This is a genomic window from Chryseobacterium rhizoplanae (assembly GCF_900182655.1).
Classification (GTDB): Bacteria; Bacteroidota; Bacteroidia; order Flavobacteriales; family Weeksellaceae; genus Chryseobacterium; species Chryseobacterium rhizoplanae.
Window position 1 is genome coordinate 423879 of sequence record NZ_FXTC01000003.1, and the last position, 26578, is coordinate 450456.

A 26578-nucleotide genomic window follows, 5' to 3' on the forward strand; every position below is an offset into this window, starting at 1 on the left:
TATTGTCTAAATAAATTTTGCCTCGTCAAAATATTTGTCAATTATATACCTTGCTAGAGCTGCATATTCTTGGTCAGAATCTTTATATTTTTTTAGTATTTGCATTTCTTCACGCATAATTCCCTCAAACCATATTCTTTCTTCATCAGAAGCGTCTAAATTATCATTATAGTTTATTATAGCATTTTCGACTCTCCGAATTTGTGCTTTTATTTGTATAATTTTTTGTTCTCGGGCAATAGTTAATGGTAGTCTATGCAGAGCATAAGTAATGATTGATTGAAGGGCTTTTCTCTCTTCAAAATCAGTAAGACCATCATTCGTAATAATAGCTCCATTATCATCAAATTTAAAATATTTCTCAACTCTATCATCCTTACACGGATTAAGTAGTAACCTTACGGACTCTTCTAAATCAAAGGCTTTCTTATAGGTTGCACTATCTGTAAAATAAATTATTCCATGGGTATATTTTAATCGATAGGTTTCTGTATCTAATGGAAATTGGTCATGTTTACCAAAAACCTTCTCCTCGATAATATTTCCATTTTTAAACTCATGGGTATTTGTTTGATTACAAAAAGGGCACGCAAATAATAAATTATCCCATTCTGCCGCCAACCAAAAATAGCCAGGTTTCTTGGGAGTTGCGTCATGAATTTTTCCTTTGGGTCTAAAGTGCTCTATATCTCCATTATAAATTGCTGTTATTTTGCTTTCGCAATAAGCACATTTACCATGAAACATTTTTACAAGCAATTTTCTAATTTTCTTGTCTGAATATATAGTATAATCTTGCTTAGTTCTTTGCCTATTCTTCCCTATCTTTTTATATTTTGTCTGATGATTAGCAATTATTTTAAAATAGTCAATAGCATCTTTTGTTTCAAATTCGCCCTCACTCTGGGGATTTTCTCCAATTTTAAGGATGTCTGGACAGTCCAATCTTTTAACATTAATCATACAAGTCAAGATTTAGATTTTTCCATACATCTTTTACTCTTTGAACAGCTTCTTCTTTTAAAGTATTCCTGTCCAAAGTTTGTTTGTTAAATGCTACTTTTTCGGCTAATAATCTGTCCAGTACAGTATACATTAGTTCATCTCTCAAAGAGTTTCCTAATTGTTTTTTATTTCTGAGAAATCCTCTTAATTGATCAATCTCTGATCTCTCGCTTGGATTAACTTCATCATTTTTAGCTAATAACTCATAGTATCTGTTAAACGAAGCTTCTATCTCAGGGTCAACAAGACTGTTTAATCCAAAAAATTCAGATGCTAAGATTTGATCTATCCTTAAAGAAGACGGATCTGGCAATTCTGTATTAATAATAACTTCATTATCTAAATTTTTAAGCAACAAAATTTCTTCTCTTTCTGCTCCTCTTAAGCAAAGAGGATGGTGTGTAGAGATGATAAAGTTAATATTAGGAAATACTTCTCGTAGCTGTTTTACAATTCTCATTTGCCAACGTGGATGTAGTTGATTGCCTAGCTCGTCAATTAAAACAATTCCGTTCATCACATTCATGTCTGATTGAGCATCAGAAAGTTTCATCATTATGTCAAGAGCTAAAGTAATTGTACTTTTATAACCATCACTTAATTCTGAAAATAACTTTTCTGAATCACCCAAAACAATTTCACCGTTTCTTATAGAAAGGTCAGTGTCTGATTTGTCATGTGGTAATAATTTTTTTATAGAAACTGCTACTTTATTAAAAAAATCAACGTCATTTTTACGCTTAGCTCTCAACCATTTTGTTACATCATTTAATGGTTTAGTTGGTTTAAATAAATTTTGATAGCTTATTCTAGAAACATCTCTATTTGATTCACTTTCAATTTCATCAACTGAAAGCCTTAATGAACCATAACCAATCAAATAAGAAGTAAATCTACCACTTTGTTCGACTGTGCCTGATTTTCGTATTAGTTTTGTATGTACTATATTATCACTATTTCTCTCTTTGATTGTAATTTCAGAAGTTTGTTTTCTTTTTTTAATTAAAGATTCAACAATTTTCTCATTTATAAATTTTTTATCCAACTTTAACCCAATTGCAATTGCTTGAAGAATGGAACTTTTACCAACCCCATTTTCTCCAAGTAAAAATAACCATGATTTTTTATTTATTTCATCTTCTTTAAAGTCAATTCTTAAATCATCAATGGATTTAAAGTTTTTGATATGAATATATTCTATTGGGAAGTAATCGTTATTAATTAAAGATGACGAATCAATATCAATGCTAAAATCTTCTTTTTTTTCGTCAAATACTATCGTCGGAAAAAATCTTTCAAGTACATTTTTAAAACGCTTTGTAGCACTTTGTCTTTGAATATAATGTCTACCAAAAAATGTATGAGCTTCAAAAAAATCAATTTCACCCCCTAAATAGCCAAACAAAAATTGGAAATCAGAAGGACTCATTAAGCTATCTTTTCCCTTATCTATATAATTTAAAATTAAAGAATCAATCTTGTTTTTAAGTTTCTCTCGCTCAATTAATAAATTTTCCCTATTCAATCTTAGCAAACTTATAGTCTGCTCTCCTTTAAGAGTAAGACCAACAAAAAGACAACCATCAACAATTTTTATATGTTCCTCTGGATTATCTTCGTATGGATTTAGTAAAAGAGGGATTTCAGTATTTTTATTTACTTTATGATTTTTCATTCGTTCCCCATCAATTGGAAAGTAATTAGCTTTATATTGATGGCATTCTTTACAACAATATATCAAATTATTCCAATTAAACGCTAACCACCAATAGAGATCTTGATAAAATTCATTTTGATCTCTTACCCCATCATTAGGTCTATATCTATCAACTACTCCTAATTCTGGGAAGTCTATTCTAATTTCGCAATAACCACACTTACCATGAAACTGCTCATGCAAGTATTTTTTTAGCTCGTTGTCTATTTCTTTATTAAAAGGCCAGCCGTATCGCTTTTGGCTTCTATTATTAGCTGAGAAAAACTCTTCTAGTTTTTCAATAGCTAAATCAACAATTTCCGAATTTAGATATCCCGGAGCTTTTTGTTTTTCTATTCTAATCATCTTCCCATAGATTTTTTAGCAAATCGTTCCAATATATTTGAACTTGGGTGGTTTGTTAGTGAGATAAGTTTATTTGCAACAGCAACAGGAATCAGCGCATTCTCATAAATATCACATCTTAATTTATCAATATTCATAAGTATTTCTTGGATATTTTTTAAGTCATCAATCTCTGGTTGATTATAATATGTATTATGATTTTCTACTGGTATTGTAAGAACATACACTCTTTTATCAAAAGATTTATAAATAAACTTTCCACTGTAATATGATGTACTACCGTACTGCTGTTCTTTATGATTACCAACTTGTATATAAGTGTAAATATGCTCATTATTCAATAAAAAGACCTGACCAGGATCTAACTTGTCTTTAATTTGTCTTGCATGATCTACAAAAGCTCCGGAAGTCTCAACTCCGACAAGATTAATCCTATTATTTTGGTTAAGATAAGTTATTAAGGCCTGCATTGGTTTATGCATGTTAGCTGTTTCACCACCAAAACTTAATGGACCATCCTTGACAAACAAAAAACGATCTACCAAACCATCCTGTATTTCTATTAAGCTTTTTATAGTATGGATCATAAAAAAACTTTCTGTAGCCTTTTCTAAATAAGTAATAATACCGGAAGCATCGGCATTTTCAACTTTATCAACTTTCTCAAATAATCTTAGCACATCAGTAATCAAGATTTCTTTTTCACAATTAATCTTTGTGCATTTCCATGAATAATTCTTAAAATCCATTTTATCTTTCTCCAAAAGAATATTATTTGTTCCGCAATGAGGACACTGAGAAAGTTTATAATTACTTTTAGCAGAAGTGGGATTATATTGCTCAAATATTAACCAATACAATGTTTCTAGAATAGATGTTTTGCCTGAATGCTTTTTTTTATAAAATTCTTGGATAGCTTCTCTAACGGTTGTTCTAAAATCAATATCTTTTTTAAGTGCAACATTTTTTGTGGGTAAGACAAACTTTTCTCGCTCTATTTTCTTTAGTTTATTAATATCAGAAGGTGATACGAATGGCTTCTTTTCCATTTCATCCAAGTCAGAACCTTTGATAAGAAGTGAACCAAACTGAAAAAAAGTGATTAATGAAGATGGAAAACTTTTTTTAACAGGAATGGTCGTACTTTCTCCATCAACTGCAACAATAAATTCAATTGTATTCTTTTCAGGATATACAATATCACACTTAAGAGCATCATTCAATTCTACATCTTCCGCTTCAACAGGAATTTCACAGTTATTTAAATACTGTTTTACTTCCTCATCGTTAATAATGTAACTATGAGAAATTCGACTACCTTGTTCGAAACTATTATTTGTGTATTCGCTTGACATATTCCGTTATTTAAAAAGTCCAATTTGTACTGGAACAACAAAAGGATTGGAATAAGTTTTCATTCGAACAAATCCTTTATCATTCTTTGCACTAAACTTAATTAAAGCATCTGCAAAATCACTAAAATCATAAAATTTTCGTAACTCTTTTACTTCATCTTCATTGTTTAAGTGAGCTATAAACCAGTTCTGGGTATTTTTCAGAATATTTGAGCTAATTGAACTAACCTCTTGTGTAGCGTATACCATTCCCAGATTAAGTTTAGCACCTTCCTTGGCAATTCTATTATAAATCTGACTTAAATCTTTATCATCTTTCTTTGGAAAAAGATTATGTGCTTCCTCAAAGTAAAACTGGATAAAGTTGTTTGGTTTAGCATCAATGAAATTTCTCATTGATGAGTTAAAAATTGTTCTACAAATCTTTTCAGAATAAAGATTCTGAATTTCAGGATCGCCTTGAGATAAATCAACAATTACAATTTTTCCTGATCGAACGAGTCCTTCAATTTCGTTCTCAAACAAAATAGTTGCTGCCTGCGAGTGATATTTAATAAGTGGTTTTAATTTAATATAACTATTTATTGGCCCTTTCTCTTCAGGTTGCCTATATTGAGAAATAAATCGCAATAAAGCTTTTAAATCATTATCCGCCCATTCATGTCCATTTTTATTCTCATAGTTTTTTAAATATTCCCACTCCTTATAATTTTTCCACACTTGAGTGAACCAAATAATAGCTTCATCATATGTAATTCCATCCTTAGGAGTTATAGATTTATTTTCGATGATCTGATCATCAATCCCTTCTGCTTTACCTTGAAATGTCAATTTAAATGTTTTTGGAATTTGGAAACCCGCTAATTTCAGACAACATTTATATGCAGCTAATTTTCTATAAAAATTTGTTAACTCAGAAGCATCTTCAGGTTTTTCTAAATTAACTCCTAAAAAGTCCTCGAAATAATCCGATTGTTTACCAAATTGTTTAAAATATCCTCTAATTAATTCTTGACCTGCTACAATTTCTTTATAGAAGTTAATTTTCAATACATTGAAACCTTCCTTTTCCAGTACACTATATCTGGTAACATCATTTTCATATTTTTCGAAAATCGCAGTTCCGTCCTGTAAATTTTTATTTGCATACTCGCCATTAATGTCAAAAATGATTTGACCTACTTTTGCTTTCGGGATTTCATTTTCATTATATGGATTAATATCTTCCTGAAAGCTTCCTTTCATATTTGTAGTAGTAGTTTTACTTGAAAGTTCTTGGGTAGCCTCGATTAACTTTTTAACTGTATTTGATTTACCTGTTCTGGTCATACCAAACAAGGCAGTTCTTTTGCCCAATATATCTTTCGTATGCATGTAAACTTTTTCATCTGTAATTGTGCCATCTGAATAATTCTTTCTGCTTGAACTATAGCGAACTGTTCCTATTTGAAAATTAGAATCTGGTTTTAACGGGCCATCATTATCTCTAAGATTTACAATATATTGAAGGTATTTACCTGATGGTTTATAAACTTTGTATAAATGTGGAGAATAAAAATTTTCTAAATCTGCTCCAAACTCTATTTTTTCATCAGCAGTTTTATAAAATGTCCCAAGTATAGAGCATTCCATCCCAGAGCAGCTAAACTCAAATCTGGTAAATTGATCAATTTGCCTATTTTTTCCAGCTGTCTTAAGCTCTTCTTTAAAATATTCTATTCTGGAACTAATTACACTACTATCACTTGGAATAGGACAAGGTCTCAATGCTCTTAATAATAATGCTTCATGTACAATTTCTTCTCCAAAATCGTTTTCATAAAATGCTAATAGAAAACAACCTTGAGCAATACCTCCAACGCTGTATTTCCAATCATCACATGTTAATAGACTTGTTTTGTCGTAGTCTATTTTAAAAGGATTACCTACAAAATTTTTGGAGTCTTTTCCAACCTCAAAAATATCGGTTTTAGCAATTTTTTCAAATTCATCCCTTAAGTTTTCCATAGTTATAGTAGTTTTTATTTTAATGGTGATTTTAAATCAGGGTCACTAAACCTAATAATGGCTTGTTCAATATAATCTTCTTTAATTTCAAATGATATCCACTTACGGTTTAATTTTTCTGCACAATAACCTGTAGTGTTACTTCCAGAAAATGGATCCAGAACCAAATCTTCTTCATCTGTCAAAAATTGAATAAAGAAATTTACCAGTCCAGCAGACATACGAGCTGGGTGTGGCGTAATTCCTTTCTCTCTACAAGTTTTTAGAAAATAGCCATTAGAATTGGTATTTGAAAAACTCAATACACTGTGAGGTAATCTAACTTCTCTATTTTCATCCAAAGCTTCCATTTCAAAAAAGTTATGAGAAATACTTCCCCCATTATCTTTGAGAAATCCTTTTTCACTTATTTGATGTTCTGATGGACGTTTACCTGCGTTATAGGATTGCTTTTTTAGCAATTGTTCCATACTCTTACTGTAGGGACGTAATACTTTGCTATTATCTGCTTTTGGGAAATCATTTTTAGCAATCCACCAAACGTGTGTATAACTGTCAACTGTTCGTAATCTATTAACAGTTACCCATTGAGCTGGCGAAGGCAATTTCGACGGATTATAACAAATGAATTCTTGAATTAATCTAAGGTTAGCTGCAGGATGCTTAACCATTCCTAAAAGACATTCAAGATGTAATAATGATTGAACAGGTCTCTCTGGTTCCCAAGCATTTCCAATTTCTATGACTAATGAACCATTATCAGCTAAAAGATCTGAAAATATTGGTGCTAATTTTATAAACCAATCTTTATATTCTTCCCCTTTTTCGTTTCCATATTGCTTTTTGTTATTAAGGGGAAACGGTGGTGAAGTAACTATAAGATTTACTTTGCCTTTCAATTTGGCTAATTTTTTATCATTTTTCAATAACTCAAGTGAATTACCTACTAAAAGTTTACCAAGTTTTGATTTATATTTTTTATTTTTTTCTATTTCAGTTGACATAAAAATCTATTTACAATGTATATCTTCAATTCTTAATTCTCTAAAGCATATTAACTTAAAAAAATTCTTTGAAAAAAAATATTAATGATAATTAATTAAATATTTAAGAGTTCAAAATTAAGTATTATAACTTCCACATGATCGATAGATTTTAATAATTGTAGGTGATTTTAAACAAACTTTGTTGTCTAAATATTATTTAACTATCAAAAATACTTTAATGTAAGAAAAATTAAATATGGTTTTCCGTAAAATGTAAATTATCGAAAGAAATTTCGTAAAAATCACACATAAAAACATCCGTATTTATACGGATATTAAAAATATTACATTGAGCCTATTATGTATATTCCATTACTATAATCATAATCCGATTATCAAAAGTCGAATTGACTATTAATGCTAAATCATTTTTATTTAGCTTTTGATTATGAAATTTATGTTCTTTTAACATAGTCCACTTTACTCACTTGTATCAAATATAATGTAATTTGGATTTATGTAGAACGAAAAAGTACACTGAATAGAATAAAAGTCTTGATTCTTAAAACCAAGACTTGTACAGATAACGACAGTATTTTTATTAAATAATTGATAATTATCTATTCCACTATTCAAACTAAAGTCTTATAACTGTAAAGTTGACAAAATTTGCAGATCATCAGCGAATCGGTTCGAGATTTGTTCCTGTGGGTCTACAAACCATCCTTTTTTAAGGGTGGTTTTTGTTTTTATCCATACATCAATTGTTATGGGATTAAAATCTAATTTTTTTTCATGCAAACAGCAGAAAATTGAAAGAAGATATTTGTAAATAAGAAAAAATTATATAAATTTGCATCACCAAAATAAAGCAGACCTATAGTGTAACGGTAGCACTCCGGTTTTTGGTACCGTCAGTCGGGGTTCGAATCCCTGTGGGTCTACAAACCATCCTTTTTAAGGATGGTTTTTGTTTTTTTAGATCCTCTTTTGAAAAAAGCAAAAAGTTGAGTTCATCTCAAAAGAAAAAACATTCTGTCTTTCACCCCTCTTAACTAGATAGCACCGGAAGCATTTTCTAGTTTAATAATCAATCATTTAAATTAAGATTACAAAGTTGAAGTTTTTATTTTCCAATACTCAATTTCAGACAAAAAGAATATTTTGATATGAAAAATAAAAGTAAGACTGCTAAAGAATCTATATAAATTTTGAGTTACAAAAAAAATAAGAGTAGAATTTCTTCCACTCTTATCTAATTTCATGATAATTGTATTAAACTTACCTATAAGGCTTTCCTTTACAATACCAATCATGTCTGATAATAGTATCTTTTTTATGAATAGCAAGCATTAAATCTCCCCTTTTTTTAACTATCGTATCTCCCTCTTCGACTTCATTGAAGTCTACCATCCAATTATTATGTACCATAATACTAGATTTTTTTTCAGTTATTGGAACAGAACCTCTAATTTTTATCCATACTTCATTTATATTTGATTCTTCTACAATTATATTATATTCATCAGGATAGAATCCTTGTTTCACAGTATTACAATCAATTTCTCCACAAGAAAATAAACCTAATAAAAAAACAAAAAAAACAGATATTTTCATAATTTAATCTAATTGAGTACGTAACATTTTTTTTTAACAATTTCTACTTCGCCTTGTTATCTGATTTTCCTTTTACTTTAAGCACAGGAAAATAATGAATAAAAAAGACCTTTTTACAAGGCCTTTATATTGAGAAGTAATTTACTTATTATTTTTTCAGATCATCAATTTCCTCCTGTATAGATTTGATTCTGTCTCTTAATTCCTGGCTTACTTTTCCGGGGATCTTTTTAATTTTCCTTAAATCCAGGGCCAGCATAATGGAAGCTATTCCCATGAAAATAAAAGAAACACCAGTAAGGGTAACTAATGAAATTCCTGTAAATACCGGATTAAAAATCAACAACAGAGAAAATATAATTCCTCCGACACTGGCCAGCGCTACATTTCCCCAGCTCATTATTTTCATACTTCTCAGATCGAATGCAAAACCCAATAACTGAAAGGAACGAAACAGTAAAGTGAATCCTATCACAAACGGCAGCACAGTCATTGAAATCTGAGGATTTGCGATGAGATAAACTCCTATCGCTGTAGTTAATAATCCACTTACCAGAAACCAGCCCCAACCCTGCAGGGATTTACTGTTCTGTAAGGAAAAGAATATTTCCGTAATTCCTGAAAATAAAAATGAAACGCTAAAAAAAATGGAAAGTGTAACATACGTTGCAAGCGGCACACTGAATACATAAAAACCACAGATCAGAAATATAATTCCGAAGATTAATGGGATATACCAATGTTTTACGGTGTTGGTAAGGGTTTGAAATAAATTGGCCATAAGTGTCTTTTTTAGTCCTGCCTACTTTTTTTAACGGGTTTCGGCTTATCCGCAGGTATTTCAAACAGATCAAAATTTCACCTGAATTTGAAATATAACCTCTCACCAAGATACGAAAAATATGCTAAAAATATGTGATAGCATCCAATGAAAATTTTTAATTTTTCTCTACTTAAAAAAATATTCTCCAGAATTTTCACAAATAAAAAAAGGTGAAAATCAAATGATTTCACCTTTTCAGATATAGTTTTTTATAACCTATTTCGTTTTATATAATCTGTACATAATAAACAAAAAGCCAATCCATACCGGAATCAGAATCACCTGAATTTCCATTCCTGTGATACTCATTAATCCTAATATCAGAACCAGAAAGGCAATACAGATATAATTGGATACAGGATAAAATATAGAAGGGAATTTTGAATGAATTCCTGATGCATTTATTGATTTTTTAAACTTCAAATGGGTATAGCATATCATCAGCCAGTTGATAATCAAAGTAGATACTACTAAAGCCATTAAGTATTCAAAAGCTTTTTCCGGTACTAATTTGTTAATGATGATACATATCCCGGCAAAGCATGATGAAATAAGAATGGCATTGATAGGAACAGAATTTTTATTCAGCTTTTTCAGGAATTTCGGGGCATTCCCCTGCTGAGCCAATCCGAAAAGCATTCTGCTGTTACTGTAAACACTGCTGTTATATACTGATAGCGCTGCGGTTAAAACAATCAGGTTAAGCACATTAGCAATCAATGTATTGAACTGAATCACTTTACCAAAAAGGCTGAATTCAAGGCCGTTCAGATTTTGAAACACCATTACAAACGGGCTGGAACCTTCTGTAATATCTCTCCAGGGGCTTAATGAAAATAAGATCACCAAAGCTCCCACATAGAAAATAAGGATTCTGTAAATCACCTGGTTGGTAGCCTGTGGAATGGTTTTTTCCGGATTTTTAGCTTCTGCAGCTGTAATTCCGATCAGTTCCAATCCTCCGAAAGAGAACATGATCATGGCCATTGCAGCAAATAATCCTGAATATCCGTTTTCTGTTTTGTTAAATAATCCTTTCGGAAAGAATCCACCATCATTCCATAAATTGGTAATGCTTGCTTTTTCTCCTCCTGTACCACTTATCAACAGGTATACTCCGAAGATAATCATGGCTATAATAGCTACTACTTTGATGATAGAAAACCAGAACTCTGTTTCTCCATATACCTTTACGGAAGCAAGATTAAGTGCATTAATTACAATAAAAAAGAATAAACTGGAAACCCAAAGCGGTATATCCGGCCACCAAAAGTGAATATAATGTCCGATTGCCGTGAGTTCCGCCATACTTACCAGAATATAGAGAATCCAGTAGTTCCATCCGGAAGCAAATCCTGGAAAATTTCCCCAATATTTGTAGGCAAAGTGGCTAAAACTTCCTGATACGGGTTCCTGAACAACCATTTCACCAAGCTGACGCATAATAAAAAAGGCAATAATTCCGGCCAGGGCATAGCCTAAAATTACTGAAGGTCCCGCCAGTACTGCAGCCGGCCCGATTCCCAGGAATAACCCGGTTCCTATGGCACCTCCAAGGGCAATTAATTGTATATGTCGATTTGTTAATCCTCTAACTAAAGTCTCCTTTTCTCCTGTTTTATTTTCGTTGCTCATTGAATGAATTATTCGGTCGCTAAATATATAAAAACTTTTCAGAGAAATTCACATTCCATGGGGTAAATTGAGAATTCGGGATTCTTCAAACCGGAAAGCCCCTTTCTGATTAGCCCCTTGCAAATAAAATTTAAAATATAATGATAAAAACGGCCTTAATCCGATAGATTAAGACCGCTTTCCACAGTATCAATATGATATTAATTCGCTATTTTATACCCAAACATAGTACTTGTCACCACTTCGTACTTATTCCCGGCAGATACGCCGGCTACAGAAGCCATGCTTACAGTTTCCCCTGCACTAAGATAAGTCATGCATGAAACGCTTGAACCAAAAACTCTCGTTACAGTAGGTTGATAGGATTGGACTAATACACTTCCGCCAATACCGGGAACATAATTTTTTACAAGATACAACACGGTCCATGTAAAGTTTGGATTTCCGGCTACGCTCCCATTGTCAAATTGTGTAGACCCCTGAATTACGTAATACCCGTCATTGGGTGCCTTAAATGCCCCTGTAGAGGTATTAAGCACATTTCCTTTATTAATAATTGTCCCTTGAGGATAAACAATAGCTGTTTGTATCCATGGATCAGAGGGAGTGGGAGTTGCATTACAGCTTTGTCTTTGGGTAGTAGACACTGCTGAAAAAGGATAGGTAGATTCTGCTGAAGGAACACTGTTTGCACTTGAAACCAATACCAGCTCCCATGTTGCTCCGGTAGTCGTGCCTTTATTTACCAGAAATGCATAGTATCCAGGAGGAACTGTAATGGAAGGAACTCCCAGACCGGTCCCGTTCTGATCATCAATCAGTTCAGAACCATTGGCTGAAACGGTAAGTATTTTTCCGCCCGTATTTTTAAAGTGATAGGTACGTCCTGCAAAATTACCTGCTCCAGTGATGGCTGCCGGTAAAGTTAACGTTCCATCCACAGCACCGTTATAGGCGGTATAATAGTCATTGGCTCCTACAGCGCCACTTACAGTAACTGTTTTATACGTTGCCGCAAATGAGCCATTCACTGTCAAGGTACTGCCGGGATTCGCAGTATTAATCCCTACACTTCCTATCTGGGCATTTACCAAAATACAATTTACACCGGCCAATAAGGCAATGAAAAGCATCTTTTTTTTCATAAACAAATACATATTTTTAGAATCTAAAAGGTTCGGAATACCATCCAATACCTTAATTATTAATGGAAGTTTCGCTGTACGAACCTACTGCGAAAAATGAATAAATAAAGAATAGATTCTGTACGTATTTTTCCACACTATTGTAGTTATTTTATGACAAGAGCAATGAGATTAATGTATTTGTTTATAAATTTCAAACAGTTCAATCAGATTGGTAATCTTCAGTTTCTGATAGATTCTTCTTTTGTAGGTTCCTACAGTAGATTCTTCAATAGTAAGGATGTTTGCAATTTCAAGATTTCCGTTTCCTTTAGCTAAAAGATTAAAAACCTGCAGTTCTCTCTCTGATAAACTCTCTACTGCTTTTTTCTTTTTATTTCCTTTCAGCATTTCATTCATAATCTCCGGCGTATAATAATACCCATCTTTAAAGACAGCCTCAACAGCTTTCACAAACTGTTCCGGATCACTCTGCTTATTCATGAATCCATTTGCTCCTTCTTCAATGTATTGCAGGGCAATATTTTCTTTGTAGGAAGTAAATATTAAGATCAGAGTTTCTTCAGAAATATTTTTTATCTCTTTAACCATAGATGTGAGGATACTCCCTGGAAATTCAATATCAAGAATAATGAGGTCATATTTTTCAGATTCAATTTTCTGTTTTGCCTCTCCATAGGTTTCGGCAAAATCAATCTCAAAATAATTAAAATTTTTCTCCAGGATTATAGCAGTCCCGATTCTTACCACATGATGGTCATCTGCAATGAGTATTTTTTTTGTCATATTTTAATAAGGATTTTAATGAGATTCCTTTCAGTGTATTTTGATGAAACGTCATTTCGGAATTAATCTTTATCAACAGCTGAATAACCATATGAAAATCCAAAGCATAGTTTTTGAAAATCACAGGCCCATCATTTTCTTTTTTCTTAAAGACCCCCGAATAATCACCAAAGCTTACATTTTTAAGCTTAAAATTTTTGTACTCCACAAAATTACTCCCGCCATATCGTAAAACCCGGCCTTTCATAAACAGCCAGATAAAATTATATTTATCTTTTAGAGTGTCCCTGATACTGATTTGAGGCAGACGATTATCCATGTACCATTGGATAGTATGGCTTTGCCCGTAGATGCATAGAGAAAACAAGAGTGAAATAAAGTAAAGAATCTTCATTCAGTGGGCCAGCATTATATTTATGACAAATATATTATAGAAAATTAAATATATTGTAAAAATTTATCCACAATTACGTGAATTTTTTTCTACATAATTGTTTATAAATAACATATTGATTATAGTAAATTTGAAAAGAAAAAAAATCAATACTTGTTCCCCATCAATGCCATGATCTTCAGGCATACTAGAAACACAGTTCTTTTAACAAAAAAACAATGATCTCTTTCAATAATTGAAGGAGATCATTGTTTTATCATAACTTATAGCTGGGTAGGGTTGAAAATGAAGTCTACAAAAACTCTTTCGGAATTGAAATATTATTCTTTTTCATGTATTCCAAAAGTTCCTGATATTTATCTTCATATGCATCTATTCCACATTTATGCGAAATACTGCAGATATCAGATGGTTTGATGTCCAAGATCGTTGATATTTTAGTCAGTATGTCCAGATTGATCTTTACCTTGGAGTTCTCAATATCGGAATAAGCTTTCTGAGAGATTCCCATTTCAAAAGCCATGTATTCCTGAGTAAAGTCTTTACTTCTTCGAATTTTTCTGATATTTTGTCCACATACTTTCATCGTTTCTGTTTTAGTAGTTTTCGGTATATTTTAGAAGATTATCTAATAGCCTCTAACAAAGTTAATAAATACCTTTGGCAAAACATTATACACGTTACATGATATTTATTTTCAACATAGAAAAGAGTCAAAAATAAGCCTTTTTTCAGAGAAAATATCACTTCGGTAAACACTATTGGAATTTATGGAGACGCAAAAATTTAATTATGACAATAATATTGTCAGAGCATTCCTCTATGCGACTATCGCATTCGGACTTGTAGGATTTCTGCTGGGGCTTACAGCTGCATTGATGCTTTTTTATCCTGAATTACCTGAATTTTTATTCGGTACGGATGATACAACTATTAAAAGCTTAGCTTCGGGCAATATTCAGGGACTGATCAATACTCAGGGAGCAATGGGCTTCGGAAGAATCAGAATGCTTCATACCAGTGCTGTAATTTTTGCTTTCGTATGTAATTCCTTTTTCTGTGGTGCTTACTACAGTATGCAAAGACTTCTTAAAACCAGAATGTATAGTGATACGCTTTCATGGATCCATTTCTGGTCATGGCAGATTATGATTATCAGTGTAGTGATCACATTCCTAATGGGAATCAACACATCTAAAGAATACGCTGAACATGAATGGCCTATTGACATTTTAATTGCATTCTCATGGATCGTTTTCGGGATCAATATGTTCGGAACGATTGCCAGAAGAAGAGTGAGACATTTATACGTAGCCATCTGGTTCTACATTGCAACCTGGATTGCTGTAGCAATGCTTCATATCTTCAACAATCTGGAAGTTCCGTTATCTTTCACTAGCTGGAAATCTTATTCTGTATATGCAGGTGTAAAAGATGCACTGGTACAATGGTGGTATGGGCACAATGCAGTAGCATTTGTATTAACTACCCCTGTATTAGGCCTGATGTATTACTTTATGCCAAAAGCAGCACAGCGACCGGTATTCTCATACAAGCTATCCATTATTCACTTCTGGTCGCTGATCTTTGTATACCTTTGGGCCGGGCCTCACCACCTGCAATATACAGCTTTACCTGCCTGGGCTCAGGCGGTAGGAACAGGATTCTCTATCATGCTTATTGCACCGTCATGGGGAGGAATGCTGAATGGCCTTCTTACTCTGAGAGGAGCATGGGATAAAGTAAGAGAAAATCCGATTCTGAAATTCTTTGTAGTGGCTATTACCTGCTATGGTATGGCTACTTTCGAAGGACCTTTATTGGCAACAAAATCATTAAATAAAATTGGTCACTATACCGACTGGGTTATCGGCCACGTACACTTAGGAGCTCTTGGATGGAATGGTTTCATGGCGTTCGGAGTGGTATATTATCTGGTTCCGATCATGTGGAGAACATCTCTTTGGTCTAAAAAACTGGCCAACTGGCACTTCTGGCTGGGAACATTAGGAATTATCTTCTATGCCGTGCCGATGTATATTTCAGGATTCACACAGGGATTGATGTGGAAACAGTTCAACCCGGACGGAACTTTATTGTGGAAAAACTGGCTGGATACCGTTACGGCGATCATTCCTTACTTTAAAATGAGATTCTTAGGAGGAGTTCTCTATCTGTCCGGAGCAATCTTAATGGTCATTAACGTTATTAAAACGGTTAAAGCCGGTTCATTCCAGAAAGAAGTTCCTGCAGAAGCTCCTGCATTGGCCAATATCGGAAGCACAAGAAAAGAAGGCGAGGGCGTACACCTTTGGTTGGAAAGAACCCCTACTCTACTTTCTATATTAGCTTTTATCACAATAGCAATTGGTGGCTTAGTGGAAATTGTTCCGACATTGTCACTGAAGCAAAGCGTTCCCACGATAACGGCAGTAAAACCGTATACTCCACTGGAACTGGAAGGAAGAGATCTTTATATCCGTGAAGGCTGTAATTCATGCCACTCCCAGATGATCAGACCTTTCCGTGATGAAGTGGTAAGATTTGAAGGAAAAAACGGACAGTATTCTAAAGCCGGAGAATTTATTTATGACAGGCCCTTCTTATGGGGATCTAAAAGAACAGGACCGGATCTTCACAGAGAAGGAGGAAGAAACCCGGATTCTTGGCACTTCAAGCATATGTACAACCCAAGAATTACGTCTGCCGGTTCTATCATGCCACGTTTCCCATGGCTGATTACCAATAAACTGGACCGTGATCAGATGGTAGATAAAATGAAACTGATGAAAAATGCTTTCGATGTTCCTTACACAAAAGCTCAGATAGATTCTGCCAACCAATGGGCAGACAACCAGTCAAAAGCAATTGTACAGAGAATCTATGCTGAAGCAACAGATGTAAAAGATCAGATGGTAAAAGAGAAAACAGCAAAAGGATCTGCGTATGTACCTCTTGAACAGAGAGAAATTGTAGCCATGATCGCATACCTGCAAAGATTAGGTACGGATATTAAGACAACACAGGTACAAACCGCAAGCGTAGAGTAACATTTAAAATTGAATTGCAATGAAAACGAGAACCCCAATTTCAATATATATCGCAGCAACGATAGGTTTAACGATCATGGCCTTTGAAATGTTCGCCAGTGATTCAGGATATTTTTCTTCTCCTTTTTTCTGGGCGCTTATATTAATTGCCATTATCCTCCTGCTCATTATGAATTCGATTGGAGATCTGGTGGAAAATGAAAATTTCAACAGATTATCAGAGGAAGAGAAAAAACAATATCTGGCAGACAAAAAGGTTCCTTATTATCAGAAATTATGGAATTCTGCCTTCAAAAAACAATCCGTTACGGAAGAAAAAGATATTCTTATCGACCACGGGTTTGATGGAATTACAGAGCTTGACAATTCACTTCCGAAATGGTGGATCGGTCTGTTCTGGTTCGGATGTATCTTCTGTGCAGTTTATCTGGTAGCCTTTTCTTTCACAGATTATGCCCATCCGGAAGTAGAATATACCAAAGAAGCAAAAACCATGTTGGCATCTATTGAAGAGTATGAAAAAACAGCTCCCCAGATCAATCTGGAATCTGCAAAATACAGTGCTGATAATATCGCAGAAGGACAGGAACTTTTCAAAACAAATTGTGTTACCTGCCATGGAGACGGAGGAAAAGGAGGAATAGGCCCGAACCTCACTGATACGCACTGGATCAATATTAAAGAAAAAAGTTTATTTAAAAATGTATTCTGGATGCTTGAAAACGGTTCTCCAAATAATCCTACCATGAGACCTTTCATCAAGGAAGGAACCATCACAGGAAGAGATGCCGAAAAGATTGCCGCTTACATTTACCATATCAACCAGGAAACCGCTCCTATTACAACAGCCCAAGGTGGTGCCGCTCCGCAGGGAGAAGAGGTAAAATGGGAAAACGGAAACAATTAAAAATTTATTATCTATCATATAAACCATGCCAAGCCCCCTTTTCTACTACACTAACATTTGAATTTCATTTTTGCTAACTAACCTTTTCAACACTAAAAATGATATAAAGGGGGCTTTTTTAAAATAAATATCCATGCCTTGGTTCGTCTTACTCAACTATTCACTTGACAACTACAAACTAAAAATTCCATAATAAGACAGTCAAGGCAGGATTTTTGCATTCGCAAAAGGGTACCACAACAAAGACCAAATAAAATAGTATTATTATCTTTGTTAGAAACCACTTCGCATTTGAAACTGAAAATCAACACTACAAAAATTTTAAGGCGTATTGCAATAACCTTTATTTCAATATTGGTTCTTCTTACCCTGTTGATACTAAGCTTAAGACTTCCTGCCGTTCAAAACTTCATTAAAGACAAGCTTATTGTTTACCTTGAGAAAAAAATCAAAACCCAGGTAAGCCTTGAAAAAGTTTACATAGGATTTCCCAATAGCTTGGTGATGGAAAATCTCTACCTCAAAGGACAGGATGTAGATACCCTTCTTGCAGTGAAGAAACTGGATGTGGGCTTACACATGCTGAAGCTCCTCAATTCTACAGCAGACATTACTTCAGTCAGCATGGAAGGTGCCCGTGCCAATGTTGTACGGAAACCGGATGGCAAATTCAATTTCGATTATATTATTGATGCTTTCGCAACCAGCGACAAAGAAGAAAGCTCTTCCAAACCATTCATTATTTCTCTTGATAAAATCAATTTAAAAGATATTGGGGTAACCTTTAATGACCAACAATCCAGGAATGATATTAAACTATATTTTAAGTCGTTTGATACCAGAGTAAAAACTTTTGATCTTAATAAAAACAATTACGCGGTTAACGATATTAATCTTGACGGATTAAAATTAAAGTTAAAACAGGGACTTGTAGAAGAAGTTGCCCAAAAGGTTGAAAAAAAGGTAGACTCTCTCAATGAAAAAAAACCGATGAATATTGGACTGAGGGGGATTAAACTTACTCATTTCGATATTGACTACAGTGACGAAAATACCAAAACATTCGCAAAAGTTATATTTAAAGAGCTGAGTACAAAGGTCAATAAACTTGACCTTGAAAACAATGCCTACAATATTTCAAATGTATTTCTTTCCGGGGCAGATATTAACGCCAACCTTTATCTTCCCGCTCAGAATGCCAATCCGAAAAAGACAAAAGAACCTGAAGTTTCCAAAGTTTCTGATCAGGATAAAGCGATGAAACTTCTTTTAGGAAAGCTTGTTCTGAATGATGTAAAGGTAAACTATAACAATACCGCTATTGCCCCAACCAAACAGGGAATGGACTTCAACCACCTGAATTTTTCAAAAATGAATGTGGAGGTGAGAAGCTTCAAAATGGAGAACAATACTTTTGCAGGAACAGTGAATTCTGCAGAAATCAAAGAGGGAAGAGGACTGGACATTCAGAAGTTCAATACAGATTTTGTGTATGCAGAAAAGGAGGCTTATCTCAAAGATCTTTATCTTCAAACTCCAAAAACAATATTGCGTGATGAGGTTATTTTAAATTATAACTCTATCGACCAGCTGAGCTCAAACTTAGGCGCTGTAAAGATTTCAGCCAATATCAAAGATTCAAAAATAGGATTCTCTGACATTTTGAATCTGGTTCCGACTTTAAGAAATACAGTTCCATTTAATAAATATCCGAACGCCATTCTCAATGTAAACGCTAATGTAAAAGGAAGCGTGAATGATCTTTTAATTCAGGATCTTAAAGTTTCCGGGCTGGATCAGCTGAGAGTAATGGCATCCGGAAAAATTAAAAATGTAATGAATCCTGATCAGTTGTATTACGATCTGAGAATCGGAGAATTTTCTTCCAGTGCCAAAACGATATTTAATCTTGTCCCGAAAAATACGATTCCTTCCAATATTTCCCTTCCTTCTCATTTCAGTATCAAAGGAAATGCAAAAGGAACAACCAAAGTAGTAAATACAGATCTCAACCTCTACTCTACACTCGGAAATGCGGCCATCATCGCACAGGTAGACATGCGTAAGAAAAATCATGAGTTATATGATGTAAAAGCAAATCTTCAGGGTATACAGGTAGGAAAAATTATTCAGAATAAAGATATTGGTCCTGTAACGGCACAGATTGCAGCGAAAGGAGAAAGTTTTGATTTTAAAAATGCCAATGCCGATTTAAAAGGGTACATTGCTTCTGCGGTCTACAAAGGATACCGGTATCAAAATATGAATCTTACCGGAAAGATCAACAAAGGGGCTTATCATGTTATTTTAGATTCAAAAGATCCGAATGCCAGTTTACAGCTGACCGCTTCCGGAGTTTATGATGAAAAAAATCCTACAGTAAAAGTAAACGGAGAAGTTATTAAACTTGATGTCAACAAGCTTGGCTTCTATGAAAAACCGATGATCATTGCCGGAAAAATCGATGGCGATTTCACCAGTCTGGATCCGAATAATCTGAACGGATATTTAAACCTTAAAGATTTTGCATTTTCAGATACCAAAGAAGTATATCCTGTACAGGAAGTCAATCTGAAAGCTTCTTCCACTCAGGATTCTACCCAGATTATTTTCAATTCTCAGGTGGCAGATGTGGAGCTGAAAGGTAAATATAAACTTACCCAGATTTTTGGAGCTTTAACACAGATTGTAAACCAGTATTATCAGTTCCAGAAGCCGGATAAAGGTCAGAAAATTGATCCGGGACAGCATTTTAACTTTACTGCAAAAATTAAAAATGATGATCTGATCAGAAAATTTGTTCCGGATCTGAAAGATTTTGAAACCATTAATCTGGCAGGAAATTATGATGCAGATTCTCAGAAAATTGAAATTGACGGACAGATTCCGCGATTATTATATGGCGAAAATTCTATTGAAAAAGGAGCTTTAAAAGTAACGAATGAAAATCAGGCATTACAATACAGCCTGAATGTTGCGGCACTGAAAAGCTCAAGTTTTTCTTTAAATAAAATCAATATCGACGGAGATGTTGCTGACAATACCATCCGCTACAACGTTACCACAAAGGATGAAAAAGACGCTACGCAATTCCTGATTGCCGGAAGTGCAAAATCCTTACATGATATTACAGAAGTTTCTCTGAACCCGAATGGCTTAAAACTAAACTATACGGATTGGAACGTGGCTGAAAACAATAAAATCCAGATCAGCAACAAAGGAATTCTGGCGGATAATTTTATTTTGTCCAATGGAAACAGTGAAATTGCTGTTCAGTCTGAAACCAACAGCCCAAGCAGTCCTTTGAATATTTCGTTAAAAGATTTCAAGATTGAAACCATTACAGAACTTATTAAAAAAGACACGGTTCTGGCAAGAGGAACTATTAACGGAACCGCACAGCTTCGTGATGTGACTAAAAATATGACCTTTACTTCTGATCTGAATATTTCTGACTTAATCGTCTATGGAAGTCCTGTCGGAAATCTTGCGGTAAAAGTGAACAATGCTTCACCGAAGGTTTTAAATGCTGATATTGCACTTTCCGGAAATAATAATGATGTAAAAATCCTGGGAGATTATAACACCTCTTCCAGTACTTTCGATCTGAATATGGCGATCAATCAGCTTCAGATGAAGAGTATTCAAGGGTTTTCTATGAATGCAATTACCAATACGGAAGGTTATCTTTCAGGAAATTTAAAGATTACAGGAACTACCGATAAACCTAATATTTTAGGAAAAGTAAAATTCAATGATGCCGGATTGGAAATTGCCAAAACCGGAAGTGATTTCAGACATTTGAGTGATGAAATCAATTTTACGAGCCAGGGAATTGAGTTTGATAAATTTAAAATTAAAGATAAAGACGGAAATGCTCTTGTTGTAGATGGACAGGTTCTGACACAGACCTACAGAGATTTCGCCTTTAACCTGAATGTGAATGCAAAAGACTTTAAAGTAGTTAATTCAGAGAAATCCAATGATGCAATCATGTATGGTATTCTTGCTATTGATGCCGGACTTCATATCCGCGGAAACCTTGATCTTCCAAAAGTAGACGGAAGATTAAGCGTGGCAGACAATACAGATTTCACTTTTGTTCTTCCTCAATCCAGCCCTACTTTGCAGGAAAGAGATGGTATTGTAGAATTTGTAGATCAGGATCAGGTGGTTTTAAACAAAACGATCAAAGCTGATTCTCTTAATGCACAAAGCCGTATCAAAGGAATGGATGTAAGCGTTAATATTGAAGTCAGCAAAGAAGCAAAACTGTCGCTGATCATTGATAAAGCCAATGGTGATTTTGTACAGCTTCAGGGCGAAGCAGAATTAACCGGAGGAATAGACCCGTCAGGAAAAACCACATTGGTAGGAGTATATGAAGTGGAAAAAGGTAGTTATGATCTTTCGGTGAGTTTCCTGAAACGTAAATTTGACATCCAGAAAGGCAGCACCATCACATGGACCGGCGAACCTACAACGGCTCAAATGGATATTACCGCCGTTTATAAAACAGAAGCACCACCTATTGATCTTGTAGAACAGCAGATCAGTGGAGAGAGTGCCTCAACATTGAATCAGTTTAAGCAGAGAGTTCCTTTCAATGCTTTATTAAAAATGAAAGGGGAATTATTAAAACCTCAGCTTACTTTTGATATTACTACAGATGAAAAAAATAATTCTGTATCTACCAACGTAAAAGATGTTGTAGATCAGAAGCTTGCCCAGATCAGAACTCAGGAGTCCGAGCTGAATAAGCAGGTATTTGCATTATTGCTTCTGAACCGTTTCATCGGGGAAAATCCTTTTGAAAGCGGAGCGGGAATGTCTGCAGAGACCATGGCAAGACAGAGTGTAAGTAAGATTCTTTCTCAGCAGCTGAACAATCTTGCAGCAGGGCTGATTAAAGGAGTAGATCTTAATTTTGGTCTTGATTCTTCAGAAGATTATTCCAGCGGAGAGAAAAACACCAGAACTGACCTGAATGTGGATATCAGTAAAAAATTATTGAATGACCGACTAAAAGTAACGGTAGGAAGTAATTTCGGACTGGAAGGCCAGGCCCGCCAGAATGAAAACATGACCAATATTGCAGGTAATGTTTCCGTAGATTACAGTCTTTCGAAAGATGGAAGATATATGCTGCGTGCTTACCGCAAGGATGAATATCAGGTTGCTCTTCAGGGGCAGATCATAGAAACCGGAGTTGGATTTATCATTACATTGGATTATGACAAATTCCGGGAGATTTTCCAGAAATCTAAAGAGAAGAAGCAGAAAAAAAATCAAAATAACCAAGTGGTAGAATTTAAATAATGAGTAATAAGTTCCATATATATTGTAAGTATCTGTTGGTTTCCGGTATGGCATCCACTGTGGTCTCGTGCAGTAATACAAGGTTTTTGAAAGAAGGCCAGATGCTTTATACAGGAGCCAAAGTAAAGATTGAAAATGATACAATTTCTAAAAAGGAAAAGAAAGATCTTCAGGCTGCATTAGAAGCTAATCTCACCCCCAAGCCCAATTCTACATTTTTAGGACTGCGCCCCAAACTATACTTTTATAATATTGCCAAAGAGCCGAAAAAAGATAAAGGCTTTAATTACTGGCTTAAATATAAAGTGGGTGAAAAACCTGTATTATTGGGAGATGTAGACCGAGAGTTCAATAAAGATATTATAGTAAATTATTCTGAAAATAAAGGATATTTCAATGCTAAAGCGACTTATGACACTGTTTCCAAGAATAAAAAAGCCCAGGTTATTTATACGGTAAGACCGGGTTCAAGATATTTGATTGACGGAGTAAAATTCCAGAAAGATTCTACACTGGTGAACCAGGAAATTCAAAGCCTTACTGATAAAACCCTTCTTAAAAACGGAAGACCATTTGATCTGGATGTCATCAAAGCCGAAAGAGACAGAATTGACAACAGGTTAAAAGAAAGAGGCTTTTATTATTTCCATCCTGATAATATTATTGTTCAGGCTGACAGTACGGTGAGCAAAAATCATAAGGTTGAACTTAATGTAAAACTGAAAGACAATACCCCTGATTTAGCAACTCAGCAGTTCAGCATTGATAATGTTATTGTATTTCCCAATTACAACATTCAGGATGTAAAAGATGGAAAATACAGTATTCCGATGGATAAAGATTCTCTTTCAAAATATGCTTTTGATGATATTTACGTTATTGATCCTCAGCATAAGTTTAAACCGAAGATCTTTGACAGAGCCTTATATTTCAAAAAAGGAGATCTTTATAACCGCTCCAATCACAATCTGACCCTGAACCGATTAATCAGTCTGGGTGTCTTCAAATTTGTAAAGAACGAGTTTATCGTATCTGATTCTTTAAGCCATAAATTTGATGCCTATTATCTATTAACCCCAAGACAAGTGCAGTCGCTACGTCTGGAAGCTTTGGGAAGAACCAACTCTGCCAACTATGCAGGTAGTGAGCTGAACTTGAACTGGACGCACAGAAATTTCTTCAGAGGTGCAGAACAATTTAAAGCATCCATCTACGGAGCTTTTGATTTCCAGATGGGAGGCGCTCAAAATGCCAATAATATTTTCCGTGCAGGAACAAATGTGCAGCTTTCGATCCCGAGAATTGTGGCACCGTTCCGTTTTCATTCTTCCAGTGAATTTGTTCCCAGAACGAATATCACATTGGGATATGAATTTCAGAACAGAACACAATATTACACTCTTAATAATTTCACCGGATCATTCGGATATGTGTGGAAAGAAAATGCAAGAAAAGAACATGATCTGAAAGTCATTGATATTACATTGGTATCGCCAGCAAATGTTACAGATGAATATTACGCTAAATCTGCCAATAATCCTGCTATGCGACGAATTGTCGATAAACAGCTAATTTTTGGTCCTACCTATTCTTACACGTATACCAATACCATGCTGCCAAGAACCAATACCTTTTATTATAAAGGAACTCTTGATCTTGCAGGAAATATCACGGGATTGGTTACCGGAGCAGATGTAAAAAAAGATAAGGAAAAGAAAATATTTGGTATTCCTTTCAGTCAGTATGTAAAGATTGAAAATGATGTTAGATTCTATCATAAGTTCACTGAAAAATCTTCACTGGCTACGAGATTTATCGGAGGAATCGCTTATCCATATGGAAACTCAGAATTTGTTCCTTTCTCTAAGCAGTTTTTTTCTGGCGGAAGTAACAGTATAAGAGCGTTCCGTGCAAGAACGTTAGGACCGGGAAGTTTTGATCCGCGAACGATGGATCCGGGAACTTATTTTGATCAGTCCGGTGATGTGAAGCTGGAATTAAATGCTGAGTACAGAGCCAATCTTTATAAATTTTTAAATGCTGCCGTTTTTGTAGATGCAGGAAATATCTGGCTGCTGCATGACGATTCCACAAGACCTGGAGCTAAATTTTCAAAAGACTTTTTAAATGAAATTGCGGTGGGAGCCGGAGTGGGTCTGAGACTGGATTTTTCTATCCTGATCTTAAGACTGGATCTGGCCATGCCATTGAGAGTTCCTTATTATGAAAAAGGGGACAGATGGGCCTTCGATAAAATTAATTTCGGAGACTCTAACTGGAGAAAAGATAACCTTGTTTTAAATATTGCCATCGGATATCCTTTTTAATATGATCAAAAATGCTAAATTTTTCTGGGAGGTTCTGAAAGACACATTTACAGAATGGAACAATTCTTCCGCATCAAAAGATTCGGCAAGTCTTGCTTATTATGCCATCTTTTCAATTCCGGGATTATTGATCATTATCATATGGGTACTAGGAAATTTCTTTGGTGAAGAAGCTATCCGTGGACAAATCAGCACGCAGATCAGCGGCATTATGGGACCCGATGTTGCTAAAAGTATTGAAGGTATGCTGGCGGGCGCTTTGATTGACAAAAAGAATATTTTCATGAAAGCCGTTGGAGTCGGATCCTTGGTTTTCGGTTCCACGACACTTTTTTTTCAACTTCAGCATTCGTTAAATACACTTTGGGAAGTAGAAGCTGCTCCAAAAAAAGCTTTACTTAAATTTTTACTTGACAGAGCTAACTCATTGGGAATGATTCTTATTTTAGGATTTCTTCTGATGATCACTATGGTCTTATCTTCCCTGATCAGCCTGTTTAATACCATTATCACTCAATATTTTGGATTTGAAACGTATATGCTGGTAGAAACCGTGAATTTTGCTGTAGGTTTTGGCCTTGTGATGCTGTTATTTGCTTTAATGTTTAAAGTGCTGCCCGATGTTTTGGTCAGCTGGAAACCGGTATGGAAAGGAGCATTTCTGACAACTGTTTTATTTACACTAGGAAAGTTTTTATTAAGTCTTTATTTTAACCAGGTAAAACCTACTTCAGCCTTTGGTGCTGCCGGAACAGTTATCCTGATTATGATGTGGATCAACTATTCCTGTATGCTGATATTTTTTGGCGCCGAATTCACCAAAGTTTATACTTATAAAAAAGGATATAAGGTGGTTCTTTCCAAACACGCACGGTGGACTCCAGCCAAGTTATATGCAGATAGTCTGAAACAGATGCATGGTGAGGGTGATGATAAGATGTAAAATGTGAGGTTCGGGTTTCGAGGTTTTGATATTCGGGTTATTTTGATACGAGATAATACTCATATATAAAAAATCCTCCTGAAATTGGACTGCCCCCAAAAAGTTAGACACTTTTTAGGGGTATTTTTTTATGTATAGAAAAGAAAAATTTAGCGTTGCTTTCAAATTAGAATGTATTAACCTTCACAAAAATTCTCATCGTTCAATTAAATCTATA

Annotated in this window: 16 protein-coding genes and 1 tRNA gene; 6 read left to right on the forward strand and 11 right to left on the reverse strand. The window is 34.6% G+C overall.

The window, feature by feature from the left end:
• Positions 1 to 6: 6 nt before the first annotated feature.
• The 5 genes from FN817_RS10565 to FN817_RS10585 are packed head-to-tail and all read right to left on the reverse strand — an operon-like array spanning position 7 to position 7433.
• A complete protein-coding gene (locus FN817_RS10565) occupies positions 7 to 963 on the reverse strand; it encodes an HNH endonuclease family protein (RefSeq protein WP_077419102.1) in 957 nt (318 codons plus the stop codon).
• Entirely contained in the window at positions 956 to 3067 is a 2112-nt protein-coding gene (locus tag FN817_RS10570; RefSeq protein ID WP_142717874.1) for an AAA family ATPase, read from the reverse strand. The genes FN817_RS10565 and FN817_RS10570 overlap by 8 nt, the downstream gene beginning before the upstream one ends.
• A complete protein-coding gene (locus FN817_RS10575) occupies positions 3064 to 4422 on the reverse strand; it encodes a hypothetical protein (RefSeq protein ID WP_077419100.1) in 1359 nt (452 codons plus the stop codon). The genes FN817_RS10570 and FN817_RS10575 overlap by 4 nt, the downstream gene beginning before the upstream one ends.
• Positions 4423 to 4428: 6 nt before the next feature.
• On the reverse strand, positions 4429 to 6429 hold the full coding sequence (locus FN817_RS10580) for an ATP-binding protein (RefSeq protein WP_142717875.1): 2001 nt from the start codon (positions 6427 to 6429) through the stop codon (positions 4429 to 4431).
• A 14-nt stretch (positions 6430 to 6443) separates the two neighbouring features.
• Positions 6444 to 7433: a DNA-methyltransferase gene (locus FN817_RS10585; RefSeq protein ID WP_185149908.1), complete on the reverse strand. Its 990-nt coding sequence runs from the start codon at positions 7431 to 7433 to the stop codon at positions 6444 to 6446.
• An 855-nt stretch (positions 7434 to 8288) separates the two neighbouring features.
• Between FN817_RS10585 and FN817_RS10590 the strand changes: the two genes are divergently transcribed.
• Positions 8289 to 8359 (forward strand) — tRNA-Gln (locus tag FN817_RS10590).
• Between the two features lie 337 nt (positions 8360 to 8696).
• On the opposite strand, the gene FN817_RS10595 is transcribed toward FN817_RS10590, so the two are convergent.
• From FN817_RS10595 to FN817_RS10620, 6 genes are all read right to left on the reverse strand, one after another.
• On the reverse strand, positions 8697 to 9032 hold the full coding sequence (locus tag FN817_RS10595; RefSeq protein ID WP_142717876.1) for a hypothetical protein: 336 nt from the start codon (positions 9030 to 9032) through the stop codon (positions 8697 to 8699).
• Between the two features lie 148 nt (positions 9033 to 9180).
• Entirely contained in the window at positions 9181 to 9813 is a 633-nt protein-coding gene (locus tag FN817_RS10600) for an HdeD family acid-resistance protein (RefSeq protein WP_142717878.1), read from the reverse strand.
• A 258-nt stretch (positions 9814 to 10071) separates the two neighbouring features.
• On the reverse strand, positions 10072 to 11490 hold the full coding sequence (locus tag FN817_RS10605) for an amino acid permease (RefSeq protein WP_142717879.1): 1419 nt from the start codon (positions 11488 to 11490) through the stop codon (positions 10072 to 10074).
• A gap of 200 nt (positions 11491 to 11690) precedes the next feature.
• A complete protein-coding gene (locus tag FN817_RS10610; RefSeq protein ID WP_142717881.1) occupies positions 11691 to 12635 on the reverse strand; it encodes a hypothetical protein in 945 nt (314 codons plus the stop codon).
• A gap of 171 nt (positions 12636 to 12806) precedes the next feature.
• A complete protein-coding gene (locus FN817_RS10615) occupies positions 12807 to 13421 on the reverse strand; it encodes a response regulator transcription factor (protein ID WP_142717882.1) in 615 nt (204 codons plus the stop codon).
• A 686-nt stretch (positions 13422 to 14107) separates the two neighbouring features.
• A complete protein-coding gene (locus FN817_RS10620; protein ID WP_142717884.1) occupies positions 14108 to 14401 on the reverse strand; it encodes a helix-turn-helix domain-containing protein in 294 nt (97 codons plus the stop codon).
• Between the two features lie 184 nt (positions 14402 to 14585).
• On the opposite strand from FN817_RS10620, the gene ccoN reads away from it, so the two are divergent.
• From ccoN to FN817_RS10645, 5 genes are all read left to right on the forward strand, one after another.
• Positions 14586 to 16865, forward strand: a complete 2280-nt coding sequence (ccoN, locus tag FN817_RS10625; RefSeq protein WP_142717886.1) for a cytochrome-c oxidase, cbb3-type subunit I — start codon at positions 14586 to 14588, stop codon at positions 16863 to 16865.
• Positions 16866 to 16884: 19 nt separating this feature from the next.
• Entirely contained in the window at positions 16885 to 17772 is an 888-nt protein-coding gene (locus FN817_RS10630; protein WP_142717887.1) for a cbb3-type cytochrome c oxidase N-terminal domain-containing protein, read from the forward strand.
• Positions 17773 to 18063: 291 nt separating this feature from the next.
• Positions 18064 to 23091 (forward strand): translocation/assembly module TamB domain-containing protein, encoded by a 5028-nt coding sequence (locus FN817_RS10635; protein WP_142717888.1) that lies wholly within the window; start codon positions 18064 to 18066, stop codon positions 23089 to 23091.
• A complete protein-coding gene (gene tamL, locus FN817_RS10640; protein ID WP_142717889.1) occupies positions 23091 to 25418 on the forward strand; it encodes a translocation and assembly module lipoprotein TamL in 2328 nt (775 codons plus the stop codon). Before FN817_RS10635 ends, tamL begins: the two co-directional genes overlap by 1 nt.
• Before the next feature lies 1 nt (position 25419).
• Complete coding sequence (locus tag FN817_RS10645) at positions 25420 to 26361, forward strand: YihY/virulence factor BrkB family protein (protein ID WP_142717890.1); 942 nt, start codon at positions 25420 to 25422, stop codon at positions 26359 to 26361.
• Positions 26362 to 26578 lie beyond the last annotated feature (217 nt).